Origin of the sequence: Enorma massiliensis phI (genome assembly GCF_000311845.1) — a bacterium.
GTDB classification, from domain to species: domain Bacteria; phylum Actinomycetota; class Coriobacteriia; order Coriobacteriales; family Coriobacteriaceae; genus Enorma; species Enorma massiliensis.
Genome location: NZ_HE978575.1, coordinates 120,209 through 145,090, shown reverse-complemented (window position 1 = coordinate 145,090; position 24,882 = coordinate 120,209). Strand labels below are relative to the sequence as shown.

Sequence of the window (24,882 nt, the reverse complement as noted above, 5' to 3'; positions counted from 1 at the left end):
GTCTCCCTACCTTCTCTTTTCAAGTACGCCCCGCATACACGGGGCGTACAGATATCCATATGTGCGAAGCGGCTATGAGATAACAGCGTTCGTGAGCTCGCTCTCGGACGCCGCGTCCATCTCCCAATCCCCATCGGAATTGCGCGTATACGTGACCTCGTAGGTGTTCTCCTTGGCCTCGGCGTTGCGCGTGGCGTCGAGCAGCATCTGGCCACCCTGCTTGTAGAGGTCGTCCTCGCTGGTGATGGTCGAAGGATCGAGGCTATATGCCCAATCGGTGAAGTCGCTCTGGAACGTGGTCATGATGTCGCCGAACGACTTGATGGTCAGCGTGACCTCTGCCGTCGCGGTGTCGCCATCAACGGTAATCTCGCCGATCTCGTACGCAAACCCCTCGAGATACGCCTCGGTAAACTCGTCCTCGGTGATGCCGAGCATGTCGAGCTCATCGCCGGCAGATTCCTCAAGACCCGATGCGAATTCCTCCGCAGCGTTCTCCGGATCGCCGAAGTAGCTCTCCAGGTCCGCACGGATAAGATCCTCGGCGGAGGCGCCGCCGCAGGCACTGAGCGCGAGCGCGAACACGAACGCAACAAGCATCGGGATGAAAGCGAATCTCTTTTTCATGTGAGCCCCCTAGCAGATCGGAATCCCGTACGGCCCTCCGGCGGGATTCGGTCGTCAGTAGTCGCAACATACCACGAAACAACGCTGCTACGGGTAATACAATGGCGAACAATCGGTAAGCGTTCCGAAGATTGACGCTTACGGCGTGCCTTCGAATGCAAATTGTTGCACGCCCGCCGCAAGCGCGCTCGCATTATTCCCAAAGCCTCCTGTTACGCCTTCACGCCATACTGCTCGTAATACGCGTCGAGCGCGGCCTTGATCTTGTCGTCGATCACCACGCGCCCCTCGACCTCATGGTTATAGAGCACCTCGCTGACCTCGGCCATATTCACGATGCTCGCCACCGGGAAGCCGTACTTCTCTTGGATCTCCTGCTGAGCGGTCACGACCCCGCCCTTGCCGACCTCCATGCGGTTGAGGCTCACGATGAGTCCCTTGACCTCAACATCGGCTGCCGCCATGAGCTTGGGGTAGGTCTCGTCGATCGATTTGCCCGAAGTGGTAACGTCCTCGACCATGACTACGCGGTCTCCGTCCTTGAGCTCGTAGCCGAGCATGCCGCCCTTGTCCGCGCCGTGGTCCTTGACCTCCTTGCGGTCGGAGCAGTACTTGACCTCCTTGCCATAGAGGTCGTTGAGCGCGATGGCCGTCACCACCGAAAGCGGAATGCCCTTGTAGGCAGGGCCGAAGACCACATCGAAGTCCAGGCCGAAGTTATCGTGAATCGCACGTGCGTAGTACTCACCTAGGCACTTGAGCTGTTCGCCCGTCACATAGGCGCCCGCATTCATGAAGAAGGGCGACTTGCGTCCGCTCTTGAGCGTGAACTCGCCGAATTTGAGCACGTTGGACTCGACCATGAACTTGATGAACTCTTGCTTGTAGGCCTCCATAGGGCGTTCCTTTCTCACGTTGCCCGCCTCGTACCCGAGCTCCGGGGCAAACGGCCCGCGGGACCCAACAGCAGGTGCTATGCGCATAAGCTTAGCAGAGCGCCATCCTCAACGTTCGTTCTATGAGCTCGAAGACCATTGACCCATGGGTGTGCAACAGGCTATACAATAATAACCCCTTCGAACGCACGCCGTCATCGGCTTTGAATATATGACGAGGTTACCTTATGAGTAAGCAGCAGACGAGCCTCCCCGTGCGCGGCGCCGAGAAGCGGGCCGCAAGCCGCCCCACGCCGAGCGCCGAGCAAGCGCCCGCAGGCCGTCTTACGCCCGACACGGAACGCCGCTCGCGCTACATCCCCGCCCTCGACGGCATCCGCACGCTCGCTGTCGTCGCCGTCGTGCTCTACCACCTTAACCTCACCTGGGCGCAAGGCGGCTTCCTGGGCGTCACGATCTTCTTCGTGCTTTCGGGATACCTCATCACCCGCCTGCTTCTTGCGGAATTCGAACAGACCGACCGAATCGACCTCAAGCGGTTCTGGGTGCGGCGCGTGCGGCGCCTTGTACCCGCAACGATCACGCTTGTTGTCGTTGTTGCCGTTCTGTGCACGATCTTCAACCACGTGATGCTCACCAAGATGCGGCCCGATATTTTGCCGTCGCTTTTCTTCTTCAATAACTGGTGGCAGATCGCGCAGAATGTCTCGTATTTCGACGCACTCGGCGATCCCTCGCCGCTCACGCACTTCTGGTCGCTCGCTATCGAGGAGCAGTTCTACGTCGTGTGGCCGGTGCTCCTGCTCATCATGCTGAAGCTGCGCGTCAAGCGCCCGTGGATGCGCCGCATTGTGGTGGCGCTCGCCGCCGTATCGGCCGTCGCCATGGCGGTGCTCTACGACCCCGCCGCCGACCCGAGCCGCGTCTATTACGGCACCGATACCCGCGCGTTCTCCATGCTGCTGGGCGCATGGTTGGCGTTCATCCCCGAGAGCTCCATGAGCCCGGCCAAGCTCTTGCAAACCATCGGCCTTGGCAAGCTGCTTCCCCAAAGGGCCACGTCGAAAACGCAGGGACAAGGTGCCGAGAATTCCGCCTCAGACGCTGATGGGAAAGCCAGCGAGCCGGAGCGCCCCGGCGATGAAAAGGCTGGCATAACGGCGGGCTCTACTGGAAAGCAAATCGGCGGGCAGCAGCGCCTCGCTAGCAACCAAGCCAATACGCCAGCCCACCACGCGGTGCGCGCGATTGATGCGATCGGCATCCTCGCCTTGGCGGGCCTCGTGATCATGACCGTTGCCTGCAACGGATACACGCCCTTCATGTACCGGGGTGGCACCGTCCTGTGCTCCATCCTGGGCCTCGCGGTCATCGCGGCGAGTGTCCAGCCCAGGGGCATCCTTGCGCGTGCCCTCTCCGCCGGGCCGCTTGTCTGGCTGGGCAAGCGCTCGTATAGCATCTACCTGTGGCATTACCCGCTGCTTGCGCTCATGAACCCCGTTTCCAACATAGCCGCAGTGCCTTGGTGGATGCATCTTGTCCAGCTTGCCATCGTGCTCCTAGCAGCCGAGCTATCCTACCGATTCATCGAGACGCCCTTCCGCCATGGCGTGCTCGGGGCAACCGTACGCAAGATTCGCGACGGCAAGGCTACGATACCCGCCATCGCGAAGAGCCATCTTGTTCCCACCGCCATAGCAGGCGCAATCGTACTCGTAGCGGTGGGCGGCATCGCCTTCGTCCCGAACACGTCCGCGCTGAGCAAGGAGGGCGCAGAGCTCATCCAGCAGACCGGCGAAGACAGCACGGAAGAAGAGCCTGCGCAGCAGGGTGCAGGCAGCGATGCTCAACAAGCAGGAGACGCGACCGATGCCGACGAAGACGGCTTCCCCGACAACGCCTACGACATCCTTATGATCGGCGACTCGGTTTCGCTTCGCACCGTCGACACCTTCAACAACACCTTTACCCATGGGCACATCGACGCGGCGAAGAACCGCCAATTCGCCGCAGGCAAGGGCATCTTCTCGGACTATGCGCAGCAGAATCTTGCCGGTAGGATCGTCGTCTTCGCTCTGGGCACAAACGGCCCGGTGACCGACGACGCCATCGACAGCCTTATGGAGGTCGTCGGCCCCGACCGCATCTGCGTGTTCATCACCACGCGCAGCCCGCGCCAATGGGTGCAATCGACCAACGACGCCCTCAAGCGCGCCGCCGAGCGCTACGAAAACGTTCGGGTGATCGACTGGTACGCCTATAGCGAGGGAAGAAACGATCTTTTCGACGGCGACGGCACGCATCTCTCGAGCACCGGGGCCCAAGAGTACATCGCGCTCGTGAACAACGAGGTCAAGAACGACCTTCCCTTCCATTTTGAGGGTGCGACGCGCGACACGACGGTACAAGCGGTGATTGCCCAAGCACAGAAGACGTGCGAGCAAGCCGGAGCCGTGGTGTTCGGCTCGCACAGCGACGCCTCGTAGCCGGGCGCCGCGCAGCTTAATCTCGCGTGCCTGTGCCAGGCGCCGCGCAGCATAAACCCGCGTCACCGCACCGGAGGCCATGCGCGCTCGATGTTCGACGCTGTTCACGCCTGTCATCTGCGATTGCGCGCGGCCCCATGTCGTGCGCCGGCATGCCGGCCGCATCCACTGCGCGAAGTGCGTCCCCGCCGGACTCGCACCCCATGACCCCGCCGACCTGCCAACGAGCTCGTTCTTCCCGTGGCCAACCTGGCGTGAGGACCGGCTCAAAATCAACCGCGTGGAGGCATGGGCTGCCTCGATGGCTGCGCCAACCGTGCCGTCCGGATCTTCGTCCATGACGATTGCGTCGAAATCGTCTAGCGATGCGAAGCTCATAAAGCTTGGCTGCCGTACCTTGCTGGCATCCATCAACATGATGTGCGTCTTTGAATGGAGCAGCATACCGCGCTTTATCTCTGCATTCCCCATAAACTCTGTCGAGAACCCCTGCCGTGCGTCGAACGACTCGGTACCCATGATGGCCTTGTCCAGCGAAAGGCTATCGAGAATTCCGCTTGCGATGGGCCCGGTGATGTACCGATGGCTTTTGCGAAGTGCCCCGCCCAGCACCATGATATCGGCATGCGGCAGGTTGGCATCGGCGAAGGACGCGATCGAGAGGTCGTTCGTCACAATGGTGACATGGGACGTGCCCTGCAGCGCGCGAACAAACTCCAGCGTCGTCGTCCCCGAATCGATGAACAGCGAATCCCCTTCGTCGATAAACCGTTGAGCCGCCGCAGCGATGGCGCGCTTCGCCTCTACGTTGAGGTTCATTCGTTGGTCGGGGTAGGAAACGGAAATGGAACGCGTGATGGAGACGGCACCGCCATGTGTGCGGCGCAGCTTGCCCGCGCGCTCGAGCTGCGCCAGGTCCGCCCGAGCCGTAACCGCCGAGATACCAAAGCGGTCGCAGATATCGGAAACCTGCAGCGAGCTTCGGTCGTTCACCTCGTCGACAATCATCGCGCGGCGCTCATCCGCCGAAATCCTCAGCGCTTCCTTCGTGCTCGTCTTCCACATGGCCAACCTCCCATGCCGCGATGCAACCGCCGCGCCCTCCGCCGGCAGCGTCCATCGTCTCGTGCTCCGCTGGCAGCATCTTTGCCTCATTATGACACGCGCAAGGCACGGTCCCGGCTTCGCCTAAGCACGAGCCGGATGAACGGACCCTTTGCGGGTGGCTTTTGGACACGCCATGCATTGTTGGGCGAAATCCGGACACCGCGAGGCCCTGCACTCCCGACCCTACACGAGGCCAAAGGCCTCCAACGCGGTGGCAACGCCGTCGTCCCCCACGGGATCGGTCACGTAGTCCGCGCTCGCGCGGACGGCAGGCAGCGCGTTACCCATGGCCACGGCTACATCAACAGCGGAAAGCATGCTCCAATCGTTCTCCGAGTCGCCGAAGCCGTACACCGTGCCTATCCGCACGCCGCGTTCGCGCAGCGCAGACCACACGGAGCGCATGCCGTCGAACTTGGTAATCCCCGGCACGGTCACCTCATACAGACCATCGCCGATATTGCACACCGAACAACGCTCGGTGATAGCGGGCGCCATTGTGGTCAGACGCTCAATATGCTCGCTATCAAACACCACTTTGCCCACATCGATTCCGGCTAGCACACCCCGCAGCTCCTCGATGCCCACACGCTCAGAAAACTCCCCGAATGTATCGAACAGGGAGAACACGCCCGGCCAGGCAAGCACCACACCCCGACTTGAGCTCTCAAAATACGCCGGAACGCGCGCTCGTTCGCAACACGAAACCAGCAGCTCAACGACATCGGAAGGCATCCCAACATCGCGAACGACCTCACCGTCGAGCTCCACGTGCCCGCCCGCCAACGTGACCATGCCGGCAAACGGCAACGTCTTGAGTGCCGGCGGCACATTGCACAACGGCCGGCCCGTGCAGAGCACGGCGAGGTTGCCGCGCGCCACAAAGTTCTCGAGCGCGAGTCCTACAGCATCGGTGGGAGCAGCGTCGATATCCGCCTCGCCTTCCCTTGCCCACGTCAGCGTGCCGTCGATATCGAAGAAAGCAAGGGCTGGGGTCGCCTCGAGCCGCCGCATGCGCCCGGACGAATCGAGCGTTATCGTTATATCGGCTGGGCAGCGGTGCGCAAGGATGCGCCGCACGTTCTTTCCGTCGCTTTGCTCGAAAAACCGCTCCGCCTCTGTGCGCGAGAGACCGCCGCGCACCTTGCGCGCAACAAGCCGCTCGCGAAGCATCGCCTCGTCCGCCTCGACGAATATCGAGAGATCGCACAGCTCGGCGAGGTCTCGCCACGGGCCCTCATCGAGCAACAAATAGTTACCCTCAACGATCACGATCGGCGCGCTAACGATGGGACCATCCGCCACCACGTCATGCACCACGCGGCTATACGCCGGCCAGCGCACCGGATCGCTCGAGACGCGCGTCTCATGCAACGCACGCGCAAACCCCTCGACATCAAACGTCTCCGGAGCTCCCTTGATGCTCCGAAGCGACACCGACTTACCGTCCGGGCAATCAAGCGTATGGCGATCGAGATACGTATTCGTGTGATGAAACCCGTCCATGCCGACCGCCTGCACGCGCGGCATACCGGGCTGGCTCTGCGCGAGCCGCTCAAGCACCGCCGCCAGCGTCGACTTCCCCGCACCGGGAGGAGCGGCCAGGAAAACAATGGTCCGCGCAGCGGCTGGGTCAGGCCCCTTCGCGTTGCTAGAGAAGAGCTGTTGATGAGAGCCAGCAGCAGAGCGCGACGAGCTCCCTGCCTCGAACGCCGAGGCCGCTGGATGCGAAGCAGCCATGCGCGCCGACCGCTCGCGCTCGAGGCGGGCCGCTTCATCAAGCAAGGAAAGGAGCACACGCTCGACATCTGCCGTGCGATAGCTCGCTGCCACCAGCTGGTCGTTAACCTCGACATCAAACGTCTCTTGACTGGCCTCTATCTGCACCATCGCCTCCGGCTTCTCGTAACACGCCTCATACTGCACTACATGCAATAACGCTAACAATGCTACTGTACCGCCCCATGGTTATCGGCGACACACTGACCCATCTCAGCAGATATCGTAAGTCTGCGCGGTAGACATTGGAGGACTCTGCAACGTTCTCAGGATAGATGCGGGCCCGTTTTTATTCTTGGGCGAGATGCGACGATGTAGCGTTAACGGGCGGGTTTCGAACGGCTTCGGGGTTGCCGCCGGGCGAGATTCGGACGCCATGGCATTAACGGGCGGGTTTCGGACACGCAGCGCGTTGTCGGGCTGGATCCGGACACCGGCAGCGCTTCCGGGCGTAAATCGGACGCGCAGTGCATTGTCGGGCGACATCTGGACGCTCAGGAGCCTCCGAGCGTCCAGATGTCGCCCGAAAACGTGTTGACTGTCCGAATATCGCCCGAGAATCTCAGCGCCCGAAAGTCGCCGAGCAACATCCGCTAGAGCTCCGGCGCCCACCGGATGAATACAGCTGCTAAAACCCCAACGCCTGCAACACGAACATCACCACCGTGAGCACCGTTATGAGCGCGATGGTGGCCACGGTGAGGATGTTCCATATGCGTCCGTTCCGGCAATCGCCCATGATATGGGCGTCGCGTGCAATGAGCACCAAGAACACGAGAAGCACCGGCAGCAGCACGCCATTGATAACCTGGGCGCTCATCATGATGTCGAAAAGATCGACCCCGGGAAGAATTACCAGCAGCGCCGAAAGCATGATGATGCCCGTGATGATTCCTCGGTACGTCGGAGCCTCTTCCCACGTGCGATCGGCGCCGCGCTCCCATCCAAATGCCTCGCAAATCGCGCTTGACGTCACGCCCGGCAGAACGCAAGCAGCCAGGAAACTCGCGGCCACAAGACCGGCGCCAAAGAGAATCGTCGACCACTGGCCGGCGATGGGCTCGAGCGCAAGCGCTGCATCGGCCGCATCGCCCACCTCGATGCCCGCGGGATGGAGCACCGTCGCGGTCGTCACGATGATGAACCACGCGATGGCGCACGCGATGACCGAGCCCGACACCGTATCGACGCGCTGCAGCACGATTCCATCTTCGCGCACGTTCTTATCGACCACGTTGTTCTGCGCAAGGAAAATCATCCACGGCGCGATAGTGGTACCAATGGTCGCCACGAGAAGCGACACATAGTCTGGGTCCCCCATGACCTGCGGCGTCACCGTCGCGCGCGCCACGGACACCCAATCCGGCCCCACCATGAACGCCGCCACCACATACGTTAGGAACACGCAGCTCACCAAGAGCAGGATCTTCTCGATGCGAGCGAAGCTCCCGCTCATAGTGATGAGCCAAATCACAAGCGCCGTGAGCGGCACCGAGATTGTCGTCGGAACGCCGAAGAGCGCAAGACCGCTCGCGATACCCGCAAATTCAGATATCGTCACCGCGGTATTGGCAATCAGAAGCGCTCCCATCGCAAGGGCAGAAAGGCGCACGCCGAACTTTTCGCGGATGAGCGAGGCGAAGCCCTTGCCCGTCACGCATCCGCAGCGTGCCGCCGTCTCTTGCACCACGATGAGCAAGAGCGCCATAACCGGCAGTATCCAGAGCGTTCCGTATCCAAAGGATGCGCCCGCACTTGAATAGGTGGCGATACCTCCCGCGTCGTTTCCCGCAAGCGCGGCGAGCAGCCCCGGCCCCATGGCCGCGAGCACCGCGGTGAGCGTGAGTTTACTACCCGGTTCCCTCCCCTGCATGGCGCGCCTACCAGCACACCGCGAGCAGCATGAGAAGCGTCACCGCCACCGAATACGCCACGCAGGACGCAAGCACCGCAGAGACGCCGAGCGCGGTGCCCGAGGTGTTGAGGTCGCGCTCATCGCGCCAAAACAGCAGCTTGAGGTAGCCGACTGCAGCCAGGCAGCAGCAGAGCACCACGGCTGCCGCGCAGGCAAAGCTTATCGAGACCGCCTGCACCTGCAGCACCTCGGCAGGAACCTGACCTGAGCTTCCCACTCCGGGGGCGAAGCTCGGATCGCTCGCCATCGCGATGACTTCGTCCGGATACGCCGCACCGAGCACGAGCTGGCCGCAAAGGTAGATGAGCGCCGCCAGGACCACGCCGAGCCCCGCCGTCTGCAGGAAAAAGCCCAGATACGGCTTGCCGCCATCCTCCGGCTCGTCATACTCCAGGAAGTAGTTGCGCACGAACGACACCACACGGTCCGCCGCGAGCAGCACCACCGGCATCGCGCACATGGGGTAGATCACGTATGCGCTCGCACCGCCTGCCGCATCGAGCACCGCAGCGATAACGCCCGAGGCAATCGCCCATACGAGCACCCAATATTGTCGCCGCGCGAACCACGTAAGCATGTGCGGCGCCTCGCCCGAACCGCTCTCGCTCGCTCCCACGCCGGCAATCTGCAGGTCCTCCTCATGCTCCTCGGCGATGACATCGAGCGCGTCATCGACAGTCACGATACCGAGCACATGGCGGTTCTCATCGCATACCGGAACGGCGACGAGGTCGTATTTGGCCATCTCGTCTGCAACGTCTTCCTGGTCGACATCGGGCGCGACCCACACCACGTCACGGTACGCGAGGTCCGAAAGCCGAGCGTCGCGGTCGGCGACAATCAGGGTGCGCAGGGACAATACGCCGGTGAGCGCGCCCGCCGGGTCGAGCGTATACACGTAGTAGATGCTTTCGAAATCGTCATCGAGCTCGCGAATGGCGTCGATGGCGCACGCCGCGGTCTCGGTCGCCGGCAGCGCGACGAATTCGCTCGTCATGATACGGCCCGCGGTGTGCTCTTCGTAACCCAGAAGGTTGCGGATGGCGCGCTCTTCCTTCACGCCCATGAGCCGCAGGAGCTTCTCGGCCTTCTCGTAATCGAGCTCCTCGATGAGGTCGGCAGCGTCGTCGGGGTCCATGAGGGCGAGCATAGACGATGCATCGCGGTCGCTCATGCCCTCGAGCACCTCGGCCACGAGCTCGTCATCGTCGAACTCGCTGATCGCCTCGGCCGCCTGCGCGGTATCGAGCTGCGCGAACACCTGGCCGCGCAAACGGGGGTCGAGCTGCTCGATGATATCGGCGATATCGGCCGGATGCAGCTCGTCGAGCGTCTTATGAGACACGGAGAGCTTGATGGTCTGGGTGCTGCGTTCGAGCAGGTCCATGTACGACCACGCGATGATGTGCTCCTCGAGCGGCTTGCCGACCGCGCGGGCGATGCGCGCCGCCACGTGCTCAAGGGCGGGATGCACTGCGCGCAGCAGGCCCCGCATGCCCACCTCGGCTCCGAGCAGACGCAGCTGATTCTCGCCCGAACTCGAAAGCTTCAGGTCGTTTACGCGCACGACCTTAAGGCCCTGCGTATCGACGATCTGCTTGTTGAGGATATCGCGCGCCAGCAGCAGCTCATCGGGCTGCAGGAAGGAGAAGCGAACGTCGGTATCGCACGCCTTGAGATGCACACCGGATTCGTCCACATGGTCCACGTACTTACGCCAGCTAATCATGAACGGCGTCTTGCCCGGTCCCTGGAACGCGAGCGAGGTGACATGGGGGAAGACCTCGCCCGTAGCGATGCCGAGGTCGTTCACAACACCAAGCTTATTGCCGTTCACATCCAGAACGGGCAGCTTGAGCATCTCGGAGAGATAGTTCATGGTGCTCCTTCATCCCGACGGCCAGAGAGCTCCGGCCGCAGAGGCTATGCGTGCGCGGCTCGCCGCCATAGGCAGCACGCCGGGTTCTCACCCCTTGCGCGCGCTTAGAGCACCCGCAGGGGTCAGCAACTGTGAGGTCGAGGTTTCGATTTCACCTGACGCCTTTCTCGTAACCTATCTTCGTGCTGCGAGGCACCGCTCGGCCGTTTGACTCGCACCGGCAATGGAGCGCAGCTCACCTACTATAGCAGATGCCTCTGCTACGCGTAATTACAACCGAAATGTGAATCGTAGACACCCGGTGTCTGCGATTCACGTCGTTATACCTCGGGCAGAGCGGCGTCCTCTGGCATCCTCACGGTACCGTTCACCACGTCTTCGGGGATGCTGCCATCGAGCTTCATGAGCTCGCTCACCGTTACCAGCTCATAGCCCTGCGCCCGAAGACTGTCGATAATGCCAGGCAAAGCCTCCACCGTCTGCTCGCGGTTACCGCCGCCATCGTGCATGAGGATGATCGAGCCATTGTGCACGCCCTTCAATGCCGCAGCTTCGATGGCGCTCGCACCCGGACGCTCCCAGTCGAGCGTATCGATGTTCCAGAGCACGTTGCACGAGATAAGGTCGCCCGAACGAGCCCACTCAACATCCGTGAAGGCGCCGTACGGAGCACGGATCATCTGCACGTCTTTGCCCGACGCATCCTTGAGCGCAGAAGCGGCGTTCGAGATTTCGGAACGCAGCGTCTCGCGGTCTGCCTTGGGCAGGTTCTGGTGCGCCATGGTATGGCTCGCTAGCTCTTGGCCTGCGTCGACGATAGCCTTGGAGCCAGCCGGGTTGCCCTGTGCCTGCGCTCCCAAGTTGAAAAACGTTGCCTTCGCGTCCTTCTCCTCCAAGATTTCGAGAATCTGAGGCGTGTACTTGCTCGGACCGTCATCGAAAGTCAGCGCAACGTACTTGCCGCCCTCGGGGCTCAGGTTTACCGAAGACACCACCATGTCCTGGGGCTCCTCGAGCACCTCGACATCGACTGTCTCGTCCGAGGTCTCGCCCGTCTTGACGCGCTTTTTGCCGGCCTTTCCCCATTGAGAGACGTACTGCACCGCGCCGCCGGATTCCTTCTGGATGCCCGGGGCCATGGTGACCGTCTCCTCCTTCGACGGCTCCTCGGCATCGGTGCCGTTGGAGACGGTGAACTCGTCGCCTTCCTGCACGCGCGCTTGCTCGACCTCATCGGGTGTGAGCGTCTCGCCGGCCCGGCTTACCGTGCTCGGATTGCCGCCATCCTGAGAAAGCACGTTACCGCCTACGGAAAGCAGCCGCCCCGGCACCGCGCCGAACTGGTCGTTATCTTCGAGCACGGCGCTGAGCGGCGTTCCCACCCGCACCGAAACCTCTGTCCCGTTGACCGTCACGGTCACGCTGCGCAGGCAGAAATACCATCCGCCCACCGCAGCAATCACAACCACACAAGCAAGCACCACGGCCAGCGCCTTCATATTCGGTGGACGGCGAGGGCGGTTCATACGCGCCCTGAGAGCCTCGGCGCGGGCAGCGCGCTCCGTTGCCGAGAACCGGCGGCTCGCGTTGTTCGCATAAACGATATGGCTCGCGCCCGAGGCCTGTCCGCTGCGATGCCCCGCACCCGGATGCGAGGCATGCACATGATGCCCCTTGCCCGAGCCGTAATGTAGGTTGGTCGCTTTTCCAACCTGTACGTGATCGCGCTTGCCCATGGCCCCAAACTCCCACCGCCCGGTACCCCCGTACCGCACGGCATCAAACCTCGCTGCGCGAAAGGACCGTCTTCTCGATCGCGCATCCTGCCACGCATTGCATTACCTGCTTCAATCACACCAAGTCTAGCGTGGAGCGCTCGCGGCGGCAGGCACATCGCGCGAACATTAACCATTGCTTAAGGGAACCATTAAAGAACGCTTATACAGTTCTATTAAGTATCTACAACGTGTCCACAGCGCACCGCCCGAAAGCCCGCGGCGCAGGCAGCGCAACGCCCGCACGCGGGGTCACCACGGCGCGCTGCCCACGCACTCACGGCGCAGCCATACGCCAGGCCCTCACGACGCACCGCCCGCGCGCCTGTACGCTACGCGCTAGACCCCTCATCGTCGGTCGGCACCGTGGGCAGCACGGCGTCTTCGGGCATCGAGACCTTGGAGATATCGAGCTCCTCGGCGAGGTCCTCGTCCGTCGCCACGAGCTCGCTCAGCGTCACGATGGTGAAGCCATCCGCCTGCAAACGATCGATAAGCGTACCGAGTGCCTCGGCCGTCTGGGCTCCCGTGGCCTCACTGTCGGTAAGAAGAACGATGTTGCCGCTGCGAACCGATCCGGTAACGTTGCTCACCACGGTGTCCGCACCGGGCAGCAGCCAGTCGCCGGAGTCGATGTTCCACGACACCACCGCGCTCACAAGGTCCATGCTCTCGGCCCAGTTTTCGGTCGAAAATGCCGCGTAGGGAGCGCGCAGCAGGCTCGTCGTTGTGCCCGTCGCGTCCTTGATGGCGGCGAAGCCGTTCGTAAGCTGCGACCTCAGGTCTTCGCCCGAAAGCGCGCTGAGGCGCGTGTCGGTGTAGGCATTCGAACCGAGTTCGTGGCCCGCCTCGGCTATGGCGCGTGCTGCCGACGGATTTTGCGCGACCGTCTCCCCTTGCAGGAAGAAGGTTGCATGCACGCCCTTCTCCTCAAGCACGTCGAGAATCTCCTGAGTATGTGAGCTTGGCCCCTCATCAAAAGTAAGCGCGACGTATTTTCCGTCGCCATCGGGCGACACAGAGCGGTACACGACTTCGCAGTTCTGGACCTCTTGCACCACGCCGCGGTCCTGGACGATCCCCGACTGCTTGCCCGTCCAGACCTCAGAGCGCCCGGGGGTGCCCCACGTGCGCACGAAGCCGATGGCGCCCGTCCCCTCGACGGTGATCGTGGGGGCGATTTCGGTTGCCTCTACATCATGTTCCTCGTAGACGTCAGCGCCGTCGGCGACCTCGACCGTCTCTCCGCCGGCCAGGTGCACGGAATCGAGGTCACCCATCGCAACGTCCTCGCCGTCAAGCGTGACGGCGTAACGGTCGCCGCCACCTCGCTCGAGCACGCTATCGTCTACGGCAAGCAGGTCGCCCGCATCGCACGACTCGTCGAGCCCCTCGTTTTCGATGAGCTGGGTTAGGGTAGCGTTGATGTGAATGCTGGTTTCGGAGCCGTTGAGCGTTACCGTAACGCTGCGGTTGAGGTACCAGATAACACTTGCAACGAAAAAAGCAGGGCACAGCCAACGATCATGAAGGCATAGGTGCGCCGTGTGCTGTTGCGCCTGTTGTTCTGGGAGCGGCGAGGACCGCGCGCGGAATTGCCACCGCGGCGCTTATGGCCGGCACTACCGAAGCCTTGAGAATGGTTGAGGTACGTTGCCCCCGGCCTGCGCGCAGAGCGCGCCCTGCCACGGGGCAGCTGATAGCCCGTCGTTTTCTGATTGCGCCGCGGTTGCGGTCGCTTGGGCGGGTAGGAAGTAGTGTGATTAAGCAATGGTTTCCTCCCCATGAGCACAGACGCGCGAGTTCTCGAGCGTCCACCGATTTGGTGTTACGAGGAGCGCTTTCCCTTGGCCGACGACGAGCTCGCAGACCCCGATGCCTTTTTGAACTCGTCCTTGAACGCCGAGAACATGCCGCGCGTCTTGCCGAGCTGCTTGCCCAGCGCGCGCGACCCCTTCTCGACCGCAACGGAGCCCTTCTCGTCAATAACCTTGGCCCCCTGCTTGACCCTCACGCCGATCTTTGCGCTCGCCTCGCCTGCCTTCGCCGCAGCGCCACCCGAAAGCTCAAGAGTTGCCGCCTCGTCATCCACGATCATCGCGCCATCGCGATAGCCCTTGAGATAGCGCACGGGCATCTCGATCGTGCCGAGCAGCGCGGCGGCTGCCGCACCGCCCGTGAGCGTGAAACTCGTGACCGCGCCCGTCTTAGGGTTGAACGCGGCGTCCGAGCAATAGCCGAGCTTGGTTCCCTGAACGGTCACCACGTCCATGCCGGTCCAGATGATGCAGGTGTCGAGGTCGATGCCTAGACGCTTGGCAGCGGCGACATCATAGGAACCCTTCGCGTCGTCCACCGCGATAACGCCTTCATATACGCGAACGGCATCGCGCGCAACGAACCGGTCGGGCTGTTTGATCATCCCCGCCACGTCGGGCGGGGAGACCATAAAGCCAACCACGCTCCTGCCATCGGCAGTGAACACGGGGAAGTGCACCTTTCCCAAGCGCTTAGGGTCACGCGGGGTACCATCCTTGCGCGTACGCTTGGCCTCGGGCGGGATGCGGTAGATTTTTACGCCTTGGAAATCCTTGGTGCGCATTACGCCTCGGCGGAAGCCTCGTCAGCGTCGACGCCGGGAGCGACCTCAACCTCGACTTCGACCGTGGGCATCGAAGTAGCGCCCGCGATGGCGTCGTTCAGGGTCTCGCGAAGCTGATCCATGCGCTCGCGGGCCAGATCGACCTTGGCGCGCAGCTCATCGGTCTTCGCGTCGACCATGGGACCGAAGTCGCTCACGGCCGCACGAGCCTGCTCGCTGCCCTGCTCGTACATATCACGAGCGCTATCCCAAGCGTCGTTGGCCATATCGGCGGCCATGGCACGGGTCTCGGCGCCGGAACGCGGGGCGACGAGAATGCCGATGATGGTGCCGGCAGCGGCGCCAATCGTGGCGCCGGCGATGAAGCTGAAGGCCTTACCCATACGTGTCTTCCCTTCTTATTGACTCCGTCACGTGGACTTCGTGTTCGCCTATTATACCCGCCGAGCGCGCGGCCCGGCAGGGCATCCGTAAACGTTACGCTTCGCTATCCTGCGCGGCATCGCCGGGCGCTGCGGCGAAGGATGCATCCTCTTCTGCGCCTGCGGCATCGGCACTGGCCTCAACCTGCTGGCCTTCGCCCGCCTCGAGCTCGGCGTCGGATTCTGCCTCGGCCTCGATGCCTTCTGCAGCCGCGCCATCATCCGGCTCGCTCTCGCCGCGCAGGCTCAGCACGAGCTGGCGCAACGCCTCAACCGTACCAGCGAAATCCGGCGCCGTCACATCTGGATGCAAAAACGCCCATTCCATCATGAACGAAGCCGAAGACAGCGCGCCGATGGTCAGCGCGTCATCGGGGCAGGAAAGCTCGATCTCAAAGAGCCGCGGGTCCTCTGCGACCGAACGCGTACGGCCGCTGGAAATATCACCGGCAAGGCCCGTCTCGTTCATGATCTCGACGGTAAGGTGCTCGAGCAGATGCGCGAGCTCCGTGTCGCCCATGCAGTCTTGGAACTTCTCGCCCGCGTCGCCGAAGCACGCGTGCTGCGCGATCGCCGGGGCGAGGTAGTACACGCGCGCCGTGGCCTCGATATCTTCCGAGGTCATGAGCGGCATACCAGGGTTCACGAGCACCCTGGCGCGGGCCTTCGTGTCATCGACCGTGATCTTCATGATGTTGAACAGGCTCGCCATAGCTCTCCGATCCTCTGCCGCAGGTGTCTTGCGCGGCGGGTTGTTCTTCCTGTCATCGTACCGCATCAGGTGCATCGGGTGAGAGAACGCACCGTGATAAAACGAACCCGGTTCGTTTTATCACGCTTCGCTTTCGGCATCCTCCGAGGTGTCGCTGCCCTCGGCAGCCTCCTCCGCTGCCGCAGGCTCGGGCTCCTCTGGCGCGATCACGCGAATGAGCGAGATACGGCGTCCGCGCATAGACTGAACCTTGAAACGGTACCCATCGACCTCGAATACCTCGCCGATATCCGGCACTCCGTCGCAGACATCCATAATCCAGCCGGCGATGGTCTCGTACTCATCGCTCTCCTCGATGGGCCAACCGAGCTCTTCTGCATCGTCGCAGCTAAAGCGACCATCTACGAGCCACTCGCGACGAGAAAGGCGCGTGAGGTACTTGTTGTCGGGGTCGAACTCGTCCTCAATCTCGCCGACGATCTCTTCCACGATGTCCTCGATGGTGATGATGCCGGCCGTTCCGCCATACTCGTCCACCACGACCACGATCTGGTCGTGCGCGGTCTGCATCTCGGAAAGGAGCGGGAGGATGTCCTTGGTGTCCGGAACGAACGTCACGTCGCGCAGATGCGCGCCCACCGGCTCGCTGCCGCTGCCGCCGAGCGCGATGCCCACAAGATCCTTGATGTGCGCGATACCCACCACGTTGTCGGCGTCTTCACGATACACCGGCACGCGCGAGAAACCCGTACGGCGCATGAGCTCCATGACCTCGTTCACCGTGTCGGTGTCCTCGGCCATCTGCACGTCAACGCGAGGCACCATGACCTCGCGCGCGACTGCGTCGCCCAGGTCGAAAATCTCGTGAATCATGCGCTTTTCCTCGTCGAGCAGGGTGTCCTGCTCCGAGACCATGTATTTGATCTCTTCCTCCGAGACGTTCTGGCGGTCGTCGGCGCTCTTGATGCCCAGAAGCGCGCTGATGCCGTTCGCGCTTGCCTGCGTGAGCCACACGAGGGGCTTCGCAAGCTTGCGGAACGTACCGATGGGCCCCGCAACCGCCTTGGCCATGCCCTCAGCGTCCGAAAGACCGATGCGCTTGGGCACGAGCTCGCCGATCACGATGGAAAGATACGACACGATAAGCGTGATGACGATCGGCGAGGCCACCGGCGCCACTGCGGTAAGGGGCGCGATACCGAACGATTCCACCCACGCGGTAAGCGGTTCGGAAAGCGTGTTGGACGAGACGGTTGCGGAGAAGAAGCCAACGAGCGTGATGGCGACCTGGATGGTGGCCAAAAAGTCCGTGGAGTCGGTTGCGAGGTCGAGTGCGCGCGCGGCGCGCTTGTCGCCCTCCTCGGCGTCATGCTCGAGCGTGGCGCGCTTCGCGGTGGTAAGCGCCATCTCGGACATCGAAAAGTAACCGTTGAGCAGCGTGAGCAAGAGGGTAGCAACGATGGAAATAAATATGCCCATAGGGACGAGTTCGAACCTCCTCGGTTGGGTACGGAATGCGGTGATGCCGGCGCGGAGCCATATGCCATGCGCTCACATTGAACGCGGCTGGTGCGCGCTGCGCGACGCGGCAGGCGGCGGGGCGAGGTGCCGCCGGAAAGGTCAGATCACGAAGAGGATCACCGCCATAAAGATGAAAATGCTTCCCGCGAGCACCCACAGGTGCCACACGCTGTGCATGTAGGGAATCTTCTTCATAAGGTAGAAGGCCGTACCAATGGTGTAGCACAGGCCGCCCACCACCAGCAGCGCGAGCGCCACCGGGTCGAGCGCCTGCAAGAGCTGCGGCAAACGGAACACCACGAGCCAGCCCATGATGAGATAGATGAGAATGGTCACCCAACGAGGTTGACGCTGGCGGCCGATGATCTCGAACGACACGCCAGCGAACGCGAGCGCCCACACCACGACGAACAGCACGATGCCGCCATACGGCGCGAGCGTGATAAGGCAAGACGGCGTATAGCTACCAGCGATGAGCAGGTAGATGCTGCTGTGGTCGATAATACGGAAAATGCGCTTGGCCGCGGGCACCTGGATGGCGTGGTAGAGCGTGGAAGCCAGGTACTCTAGGATGAGCGTCACGCCGAAGACGATTGCCGAGATGATGTGCGTTGAATCGGCTCCGCCGAGGGCCGCCTTCACGATGAGCAACACGAGCCCGGCGATGGCAAGCAGCACGCCAATGCCGTGCGTGATGGAATTGGCGATCTCTTCGCCGAGCGTGTAGAGAGGCTGCCCGGCCGAGGAGCCGTCCTTGTTGTCCTGAGCATACTTGGGGCACGACCGACGACGCTTGCGACACGTGGCGCAAGGATCCGGGAGCGCCGTTGGAGGCACTGCAGAGCCACACGCCGCGCCGCCACTCACCGATGCCGAAGAGCTCGGATCAGCTACATCAACGATTTCCGCCGCAGCCGTTGTCGACTGCGGCCGGGGACTGTCACTCGAATCTGCCATACGGGCGGTACATCCTCCATAGATAGGGTCTGCATAACTATAGCAGAATGCGGGAGGCACATATCCCTCGGGAAGACTCTCGACACCCTCCTCCGGCAGACCGCGCCCTGCAAGCATTACCGACAAAGCGTCGCATAACTCGACGGTAAGGCCGAAAATCGGGCTTCACCCCAGAGTTATGCGACGCTTTCGACGTATCCTTGCGCACCGTCAACTCCGCTGCACTGTCAACTCCGCTGCACCGTCAACTCCGCTGCATTTTCAACTCCGCCGCACTGTCAACTCCCGTTGCACCATCTGCGCGTGACAAAGCGGCGGAGTTGCTCCTGCGCCTGCTGAAACTTCGCAGAAGAAGGCACTTTGATGCCAATCGATGCTGCGATCCCGTTCATCGCCCGATGCATATCCAGCTGCCGAGAAAACTGCACACTCGTGAGTACCTTGATGTCGTATCCCATAAGGGAAAGCACGTTCATGCGCTCGGCATCGTGTCCACGACGAGCCTTTTCGCTATGTTCATCCCCGTCGTATTCCACGCCCACACCACGCACCGGTGCGAACAGGTCGATTTCGTAATATGGGGCTGACGTGTACCGGGAATAATCCGGCGGCACACCAACGCGATGATTCAGCACAATATGGCGATACCCGAGACCGCCCATCGATTTTGGGCAGGAAACCATCATTGCCTGCGCCGTCTCCATGGGCGAGCGCGCGCCGTCGCGCACCGAGTTGAGAGCTCGCAGCGCATGCGCGGTGCCTCGCACGCCCCGATAGCGCTCGAGCTGACAGCGTAGCTCGTCCCGCGTCAAGCACACAGGTCGCTCCGCGTAGTCTCCATCGAGGGGAAGGAAATAGGCTCCGCAAAGTTCATACGCCCACTCGATGAGCTCCATGCTGCCCATCCAAGCCCCCGCTTGCGCGAAGCACAGTGCATCCGACACCGCCACGAGGCCTCTCGCCACCGGGAACACGTCGTTCTCTCCAATCGCACGGCCGAGTGCATGGCAGGCCATGCCGCGCGTCCGCACACGATCTTCCGCAAAGGGGACCATCACGTCGAGCCGAACGAGGTCCCGGTCGGGGATTCCCCAAGTCGATAACGCGCTCCGGATGCGCTGCACGATGGCCGATGCCTTGAGGCCGGATGCCGAGAGGCCGATATCGGGCAGATCGCTCTCCTCGACATACGGGGCCACGCCATAGCGCTCGCCGTTTGCCCGCGCTGCTGCACGCAGACGTTCAAAATGCTCCGTTCTCCGGATAAGCGCCGCCGTTCGATGGGAGAGAACTACCGGGATGTCCATGGTCGCCTCCTTGCCCCATGCACGCCGCGCCTCGCATTGACGACACGCCCAACCGCGGGCATACCAAAGGCTGCGGACGCACTCCAAACGTTGCTGTGCAGTTCTGTACAGCATAGTCAAAAAAGCGTCGCATAACTCGACGACGAAGCCCGAATTTCGGCCCCATCATTGAGTTATGCGACGCTTTGAGGAACAGGCGGATGACAAGGTAGGCGCGAAGGCGAACCGGATGGACGGGCGGCCCCACTTCGACGCGCAGCCCCGCCCGGTGCACACGTGGAGCACGGCCCCAGATAGGCCGAGATGTCCGAACGGTCTGACCCTCGCCTACTTCTCCTCTTCGCCTACTTCACCTCTATGAGCTCATAGCGGCTCGTACCCAAGCCGATCTTCTCGGCGTGCTCGATCATGCTCCGCCAATTGGTGTCGGGGTGCGTCATGTTGAAGTGATCGTGCTCGCAGCGTTCGGGCACGCCGTCGCCCGCCTCGAGCTTGGCGCGCATGTCCGTGAGCTCGGTATTGGGGAGCGCGGGCGCCGCAAGCGCCATATCGATTGCAGCCTGGTCGATCGCCACGGGGTCAAAACTCGCGAACATGCCCAGATCAGGCACGATGGGGGTATCGTTCTCTGGATGGCAATCGCAGTTGGGGCTGATGTCCATGGCGATGGAGATGTGGAAGTTCGGACGATCCTGCACCACGGCCTGCGTGTACTCGGCGATCTTGCAGTTGAGTACATCGACGGCAGCGTCGTACCCGGGGGCGATGGCATCTTGGTTGCACGCGCCGATGCAGCGCCCGCAGCCCACGCAGCGGTCATGGTCGATCGATGCAACGGGCACCGTGCGCGTGGTGCCGTTCGCCAGCTCGCGCTCGCGCGTGCCCTCGAAGCTGATCGCGCCGTGTGCGCAGATGCGCTCGCACGCGCGGCATCCAACACACAGCTCGGTGGTAACGCTCGGCTTTCCTGCGGCGTGCTGCTCCATCTTGCCGGCACGACTGCCGCCGCCCATGCCGAGGTTCTTCATGCATCCACCAAAGCCGGCCTGCTCATGACCCTTAAAATGCGTAAGGCTGATAACGATGTCCGCATCCATGAGCGCGCGGCCGATCTTCGCCTCTTGCACATACTCACCGTTCTTCACCGGAACGGGCACTTCGTCGGTACCCTTGAGGCCGTCGGCGATAATCACCTGGCAGCCCGTCGCATAGGGCGTGAAGCCGTTTTGGTACGCGCAGTCGATGTGCTCGAGCGCGTTTTTGCGACTGCCCACGTAGAGCGTGTTGCAGTCCGTAAGAAACGGCTTGCCGCCGAGTTCCTTCACCACGTCGGCCACGGCGCGCGCATAGTTGGGGCGCAGGAAGCTCAGGTTGCCAAGCTCGCCAAAATGCAGCTTGATGGCGACGAACTTGTTCTCGAAGTCAATCTGGTCGATGCCCGCACGGCGGATGAGCCGCTTCAATTTGTCGAGCTGGCTCTCGCGCCCATACGAGCGCAAGTTGGTGAAATAAACCTTGGCCGGCGTGGTTTCTGCCATATGCATTCCTTCCATATGTCCCCTCCGCTGAAAGCTCCGTGCGTTTATTATCGCCGAAGTGAGACCGTTGGGGCGAGGCGCGCGCCGTAAAACCAGCCCATGCAATCAACGAAGTCTAGGACTAGAACCATGCGAAAGACGGGGCGTCGGCAGATTACGCCTCGGGGCGCCGCAAGCATGGCAGCATCCCCCGGCACCGGTGTCGCGAATGAGACAGTTTCACCCGGCACAAGTGTCTCACCTAACACATGCGTCACACGCCGAGTGCGCGCTGAGCAGCAGCCGTGATTCGCGCGACATCCTCCTCGGTCGGATGTGCGAGCGCCGCGTCGAAGTTGTCGATCATCGCCTGGATGCGGGCGTCGCCGGGATTCTCGGCAAGCATCGCCTCGTAGCGCTTGCGCACGCCAGCGCCCATCTTCCCCTGGCACATCGCCGTACCAAGGATTTCCGCATCGGCAGGGAGGTGCTTTTGCACGTTACCCAGGATGCGCTCGAAATATTCGGGGCTGCCCCCGAACCCCGCCGTGCCGAACAGGAACACGCGCTTGCCGGACAAACGCTCCAAAAACGTCGCCATCTCGGGGGCGCAATCGCCCTTATCGGTCCAAAAGCCTGCAAGCACCACGTCGGCAGCACGGGTCTCGTCTTCACTCACCGCGGCGACATCCGCGACACCGGGCACCTCGCATCCAGCGCTGCGCAGCTCGCGCTCCAGATGCTCCGCCACCATGCGGGTATTTCCGCCCGCGCTACTCACCACAATAAGACACCTCATGCTTGCTCCCGTCTTCGTTCCTATAACCTCATCCTTTGTACCCATTATGGCGCGACATACGATGAGCGGGTTGCCATGTAGGCCATTCGCCCGCATCTTCCACGCCCCCTTTAGCGTTGAAGTCCTCATTCTGGTCCATTTTTGAGGCATAAGCATACAAAAATGAGGGCTTCAACGTAAAGAAGCCAGTGAATCCACTTGCAATGGGGCTCAATCAGACACCTCGCCCTCCCCCACTTGACCTTCTTCCAGCCCGGCCTTCTGCAACATGAGCTTCAGCTCTTTCGGTCTCGGCAGGGGCATCGATGCAAAGAACAGCGCGCTCCCCGGAGCGGATTTCGCCAGTCTCCGCACCTTCTCAGCAGCTGCATCGCTTTGCGGAATACCATACGCCTTGAGCTTCCTATAGAACTGCTGGGGATGCACGATGTCATCGACCGATATCCTCATCAGCGGCATGCCATACATCGTGAGCTCGGATTCGCGGTGCTGCTCGTCCGCGAGCACGCGCGCGGTGGAACGTCCCGCGAGCATCGACGGGTTCCAATACTTCTCGTTGCCATCCACCTCACCAATCACTTTGCTGCCATCTGAGCGCGTAAAGAGCATGTCGACGTAATAGACATGTCCGGGACTGAACGGCTGGTCAAACGGCGCCTGTAACTTCGGCAACGCAAAGCCCTGCATGATGATGAGTGCACGAGCCGCAGATTCCGCCCAGCTCTCGCTGCGCGCATCCGCATATCCCATGATTCCGACGGCACGCCGCCCTCCCTTGCGCCTGTACGACAGGCGCTTGAGCTCGCCACGAAACTCGCGACGCTGTTCCGGGGCATACATGCGTAGCGACCGGTCGGCTATGGCAAGCCCGTCGACAAAGGTAGCAGCGCGCAGGCAATCGAACACCGTGCGCGGAAGCGTCGTCACCCGCACACCGCGGACCATCTGGATGGATTCGTCGCGCAACGCGTGGGCCGTGATTGACTGGCCTGCGGGCTGCCGATGCGATCCGGTAATGACATGGATCGGCGTGAGGTTGCGATACGAAATGGGTAGGCCCCATACCAGCCCTGCGGACTGAGCGCAGAACACCCATGAGGGATGAGCCTGCTGGAGGCCTCGTATGATATGCAGCGCTTGGTCGTCGGGACGCAACGCGTGCCAATACGGCGCGCGGGCGTACAAAGACCGATGCGGGCACACGGCGCTCCCGTCGCGCATCCTCCGCTCAAGCGATTTGCGAAGGCAACGCTCGGTAACGTACAGGCAGGTTCCGGAATCTTCGGCGGCGGAAAACAGACGGGCCAGCTCTTGATCAACCGCACGCGACATGTGAAACCTCCGTGGATCGCATTAAAGTCCTCAATTTGGTACATTTTCAGCCGAGAAAGACCAAACTGAGGACTTCAACTATTCAAGAAGACGGATGTGATGGCTTCCCCTGGCACGACTGTCACGCACGCGGGACAAAGGTGGCAGGCGCCAGCGACCCACGTCAGAACGGCGGAACCTTACAGCTCGCACCCCTCGTAGAGCCAGAACGGGACGGCGACACTCCGTTGACCCCTCATAGACTCTGTATCCATTTGACGATTCACGAACTGCCAGCGTGTCTCGACGCATGAAACAAGCAATGCGCAGCCGTTCACCGCCCATATTGCCCCATTCACGCAATATCATCTATTTGCACTACAGACATATGGCATCTCGCGGGGCATGCTTGTCATGTGAAGGATCCCTTTCATGCATCAGAACCTCAACGCGAGGAGATAACCATGGACCAGTCGAATCAACGGGCCAACATAAGCCGTCGCGGATTCTTGGCCTCCCTTGCTTCCGCAACATTTATTGCGGCCTTCCCCAGCATCGCAAATGCTCAGACAATGGCTTCTGCTAATGTGTCGAACGACACCAGCAAGGGCGAGCAAGCAAAAGCGCTTTGGGAAGAAGCAGTCAGGAAGGCGAAACAAGAAGGAGCCGAGGTGCATGAAAACCTGATACCAGGTCCTCAGGCGCTCACCCGAGCGCTCAAGACTGGCGTCGCAACAATGTCATGCGTCATCAAGCTCGCTCCAACACAGGTCGACGCCGTCGCCACATATAACACATCAGGAAATAACATTACGACTGTTCAAAATGCCTGGATTCAAGCGAATCCCGGATCAGTATCGAACCTTACCTATAGCTACACCAAGCTCGATCAGGGGCAGACGCTGTGCGTTAGCTACTCTTGTCAGATCAAGCCTCTTACGCAAATTGCGACTGCCTGTCACTTCTACGCAGAGTTTTACAGTAATGGAAGCGGCTGGATGAACGGAGGTCCCGTCTCATAGCAAACTGAACGCTCGACGATGAAAGCAGTCGGCATTGTATGATGGGGAGAACGCCATGTTGCCAACAATCACACAGCTTACTGGGATACTTCTAGGATTACTGTATTGGTTTATGCCCCGCCTCATCATGCTCGCACTTCTCTACCTCGTCATCCGCAAGGCGGTGAGAGACGCTTTGCGCACCTCCCAAGACCAAACGGAGCGCGATTGACATCTAAGCCGGGACAACATGGAATACGTCGCCGGCA

The 24,882-nt window shown here is 61.7% G+C and carries 19 protein-coding genes and 1 pseudogene; 2 read left to right on the top strand and 18 right to left on the bottom strand.

Annotation, left to right across the window (positions count from 1 at the left end):
* Nucleotides 1-72: 72 nt before the first annotated feature.
* Together HGEM_RS07345 and pyrE are read right to left on the bottom strand one after the other, a co-directional pair.
* Complete coding sequence (locus HGEM_RS07345; RefSeq protein ID WP_019128781.1) at nt 73-627, bottom strand: DUF5105 domain-containing protein; 555 nt, start codon at nt 625-627, stop codon at nt 73-75.
* A gap of 212 nt (nt 628-839) precedes the next feature.
* Nucleotides 840-1,523, bottom strand: a complete 684-nt coding sequence (pyrE, locus tag HGEM_RS07340; RefSeq protein WP_019128780.1) for an orotate phosphoribosyltransferase — start codon at nt 1,521-1,523, stop codon at nt 840-842.
* Nucleotides 1,524-1,750: 227 nt separating this feature from the next.
* Between pyrE and HGEM_RS09790 the strand changes: the two genes are divergently transcribed.
* Nucleotides 1,751-4,009, top strand: a complete 2,259-nt coding sequence (locus tag HGEM_RS09790; RefSeq protein WP_019128779.1) for an acyltransferase family protein — start codon at nt 1,751-1,753, stop codon at nt 4,007-4,009.
* A gap of 342 nt (nt 4,010-4,351) precedes the next feature.
* Here the strand turns inward: HGEM_RS09790 and HGEM_RS10065 are convergent.
* The 16 genes and pseudogenes from HGEM_RS10065 to HGEM_RS07245 all read right to left on the bottom strand — a co-directional run.
* A pseudogene (locus HGEM_RS10065) lies at nt 4,352-5,017 on the bottom strand (DeoR/GlpR family DNA-binding transcription regulator); the annotation flags it as partial.
* 10 nt (nt 5,018-5,027) lie between these two features.
* Nucleotides 5,028-5,153, bottom strand: coding sequence for a hypothetical protein (locus HGEM_RS10610; RefSeq protein ID WP_019128777.1), 126 nt, complete (start codon nt 5,151-5,153; stop codon nt 5,028-5,030).
* 146 nt (nt 5,154-5,299) lie between these two features.
* On the bottom strand, nt 5,300-7,006 hold the full coding sequence (locus HGEM_RS10060; protein ID WP_019128776.1) for a nucleoside/nucleotide kinase family protein: 1,707 nt from the start codon (nt 7,004-7,006) through the stop codon (nt 5,300-5,302).
* A 517-nt stretch (nt 7,007-7,523) separates the two neighbouring features.
* Entirely contained in the window at nt 7,524-8,768 is a 1,245-nt protein-coding gene (locus HGEM_RS07305; protein WP_035101577.1) for an NRAMP family divalent metal transporter, read from the bottom strand.
* Between the two features lie 7 nt (nt 8,769-8,775).
* On the bottom strand, nt 8,776-10,689 hold the full coding sequence (locus tag HGEM_RS07300; protein ID WP_019128774.1) for a magnesium transporter: 1,914 nt from the start codon (nt 10,687-10,689) through the stop codon (nt 8,776-8,778).
* A gap of 320 nt (nt 10,690-11,009) precedes the next feature.
* On the bottom strand, nt 11,010-12,425 hold the full coding sequence (locus tag HGEM_RS07295; protein ID WP_019128773.1) for a polysaccharide deacetylase family protein: 1,416 nt from the start codon (nt 12,423-12,425) through the stop codon (nt 11,010-11,012).
* Nucleotides 12,426-12,796: 371 nt separating this feature from the next.
* Nucleotides 12,797-13,804, bottom strand: coding sequence for a polysaccharide deacetylase family protein (locus HGEM_RS07290; protein ID WP_230197246.1), 1,008 nt, complete (start codon nt 13,802-13,804; stop codon nt 12,797-12,799).
* A gap of 488 nt (nt 13,805-14,292) precedes the next feature.
* Nucleotides 14,293-15,066, bottom strand: a complete 774-nt coding sequence (locus HGEM_RS07285) for a hypothetical protein (protein WP_019128770.1) — start codon at nt 15,064-15,066, stop codon at nt 14,293-14,295.
* Entirely contained in the window at nt 15,066-15,449 is a 384-nt protein-coding gene (locus tag HGEM_RS07280) for a YtxH domain-containing protein (RefSeq protein ID WP_019128769.1), read from the bottom strand. The genes HGEM_RS07285 and HGEM_RS07280 overlap by 1 nt, the downstream gene beginning before the upstream one ends.
* Before the next feature lie 94 nt (nt 15,450-15,543).
* Entirely contained in the window at nt 15,544-16,200 is a 657-nt protein-coding gene (locus HGEM_RS07275; protein ID WP_019128768.1) for a cyanophycin synthetase family protein, read from the bottom strand.
* Between the two features lie 120 nt (nt 16,201-16,320).
* On the bottom strand, nt 16,321-17,679 hold the full coding sequence (locus HGEM_RS07270; RefSeq protein ID WP_019128767.1) for a hemolysin family protein: 1,359 nt from the start codon (nt 17,677-17,679) through the stop codon (nt 16,321-16,323).
* 141 nt (nt 17,680-17,820) lie between these two features.
* Nucleotides 17,821-18,678 (bottom strand): PAQR family membrane homeostasis protein TrhA, encoded by an 858-nt coding sequence (gene trhA, locus HGEM_RS07265; protein WP_230197245.1) that lies wholly within the window; start codon nt 18,676-18,678, stop codon nt 17,821-17,823.
* A gap of 278 nt (nt 18,679-18,956) precedes the next feature.
* Nucleotides 18,957-19,985 carry a hypothetical protein gene (locus tag HGEM_RS07260; RefSeq protein ID WP_019128765.1) on the bottom strand — a complete coding sequence of 343 codons (1,029 nt, stop codon included), beginning with the start codon at nt 19,983-19,985 and terminating at the stop codon, nt 18,957-18,959.
* Nucleotides 19,986-20,329: 344 nt separating this feature from the next.
* Nucleotides 20,330-21,523, bottom strand: coding sequence for a DUF362 domain-containing protein (locus HGEM_RS07255; protein ID WP_019128764.1), 1,194 nt, complete (start codon nt 21,521-21,523; stop codon nt 20,330-20,332).
* Nucleotides 21,524-21,776: 253 nt separating this feature from the next.
* The gene (bilS, locus tag HGEM_RS07250; protein ID WP_035101732.1) at nt 21,777-22,301 is read right to left on the bottom strand and encodes a flavodoxin family protein BilS; all 525 of its coding nucleotides are present in this window, start codon (nt 22,299-22,301) and stop codon (nt 21,777-21,779) included.
* Between the two features lie 210 nt (nt 22,302-22,511).
* On the bottom strand, nt 22,512-23,267 hold the full coding sequence (locus HGEM_RS07245) for a hypothetical protein (RefSeq protein ID WP_154646831.1): 756 nt from the start codon (nt 23,265-23,267) through the stop codon (nt 22,512-22,514).
* Between the two features lie 809 nt (nt 23,268-24,076).
* Between HGEM_RS07245 and HGEM_RS07240 the strand changes: the two genes are divergently transcribed.
* On the top strand, nt 24,077-24,634 hold the full coding sequence (locus tag HGEM_RS07240; RefSeq protein WP_019128761.1) for a hypothetical protein: 558 nt from the start codon (nt 24,077-24,079) through the stop codon (nt 24,632-24,634).
* Nucleotides 24,635-24,882: the final 248 nt, after the last annotated feature.

Coding starts and splice junctions, on each gene's coding strand:
- HGEM_RS07345 (WP_019128781.1), bottom strand. CDS start 627: ATGAAAAAGAGATTCGCTTTCATCCCGATGCTTGTTGCGTTCGTGTTC.
- pyrE (WP_019128780.1), bottom strand. CDS start 1,523: ATGGAGGCCTACAAGCAAGAGTTCATCAAGTTCATGGTCGAGTCCAAC.
- HGEM_RS09790 (WP_019128779.1), top strand. CDS start 1,751: ATGAGTAAGCAGCAGACGAGCCTCCCCGTGCGCGGCGCCGAGAAGCGG.
- HGEM_RS10610 (WP_019128777.1), bottom strand. CDS start 5,153: ATGCTGCCAGCGGAGCACGAGACGATGGACGCTGCCGGCGGAGGGCGC.
- HGEM_RS10060 (WP_019128776.1), bottom strand. CDS start 7,006: ATGGTGCAGATAGAGGCCAGTCAAGAGACGTTTGATGTCGAGGTTAAC.
- HGEM_RS07305 (WP_035101577.1), bottom strand. CDS start 8,768: ATGCAGGGGAGGGAACCGGGTAGTAAACTCACGCTCACCGCGGTGCTC.
- HGEM_RS07300 (WP_019128774.1), bottom strand. CDS start 10,689: ATGAACTATCTCTCCGAGATGCTCAAGCTGCCCGTTCTGGATGTGAAC.
- HGEM_RS07295 (WP_019128773.1), bottom strand. CDS start 12,425: ATGGGCAAGCGCGATCACGTACAGGTTGGAAAAGCGACCAACCTACAT.
- HGEM_RS07285 (WP_019128770.1), bottom strand. CDS start 15,066: ATGCGCACCAAGGATTTCCAAGGCGTAAAAATCTACCGCATCCCGCCC.
- HGEM_RS07280 (WP_019128769.1), bottom strand. CDS start 15,449: ATGGGTAAGGCCTTCAGCTTCATCGCCGGCGCCACGATTGGCGCCGCT.
- HGEM_RS07275 (WP_019128768.1), bottom strand. CDS start 16,200: ATGGCGAGCCTGTTCAACATCATGAAGATCACGGTCGATGACACGAAG.
- HGEM_RS07270 (WP_019128767.1), bottom strand. CDS start 17,679: ATGGGCATATTTATTTCCATCGTTGCTACCCTCTTGCTCACGCTGCTC.
- trhA (WP_230197245.1), bottom strand. CDS start 18,678: ATGGCAGATTCGAGTGACAGTCCCCGGCCGCAGTCGACAACGGCTGCG.
- HGEM_RS07260 (WP_019128765.1), bottom strand. CDS start 19,985: ATGGACATCCCGGTAGTTCTCTCCCATCGAACGGCGGCGCTTATCCGG.
- HGEM_RS07255 (WP_019128764.1), bottom strand. CDS start 21,523: ATGGCAGAAACCACGCCGGCCAAGGTTTATTTCACCAACTTGCGCTCG.
- bilS (WP_035101732.1), bottom strand. CDS start 22,301: ATGAGGTGTCTTATTGTGGTGAGTAGCGCGGGCGGAAATACCCGCATG.
- HGEM_RS07240 (WP_019128761.1), top strand. CDS start 24,077: ATGGACCAGTCGAATCAACGGGCCAACATAAGCCGTCGCGGATTCTTG.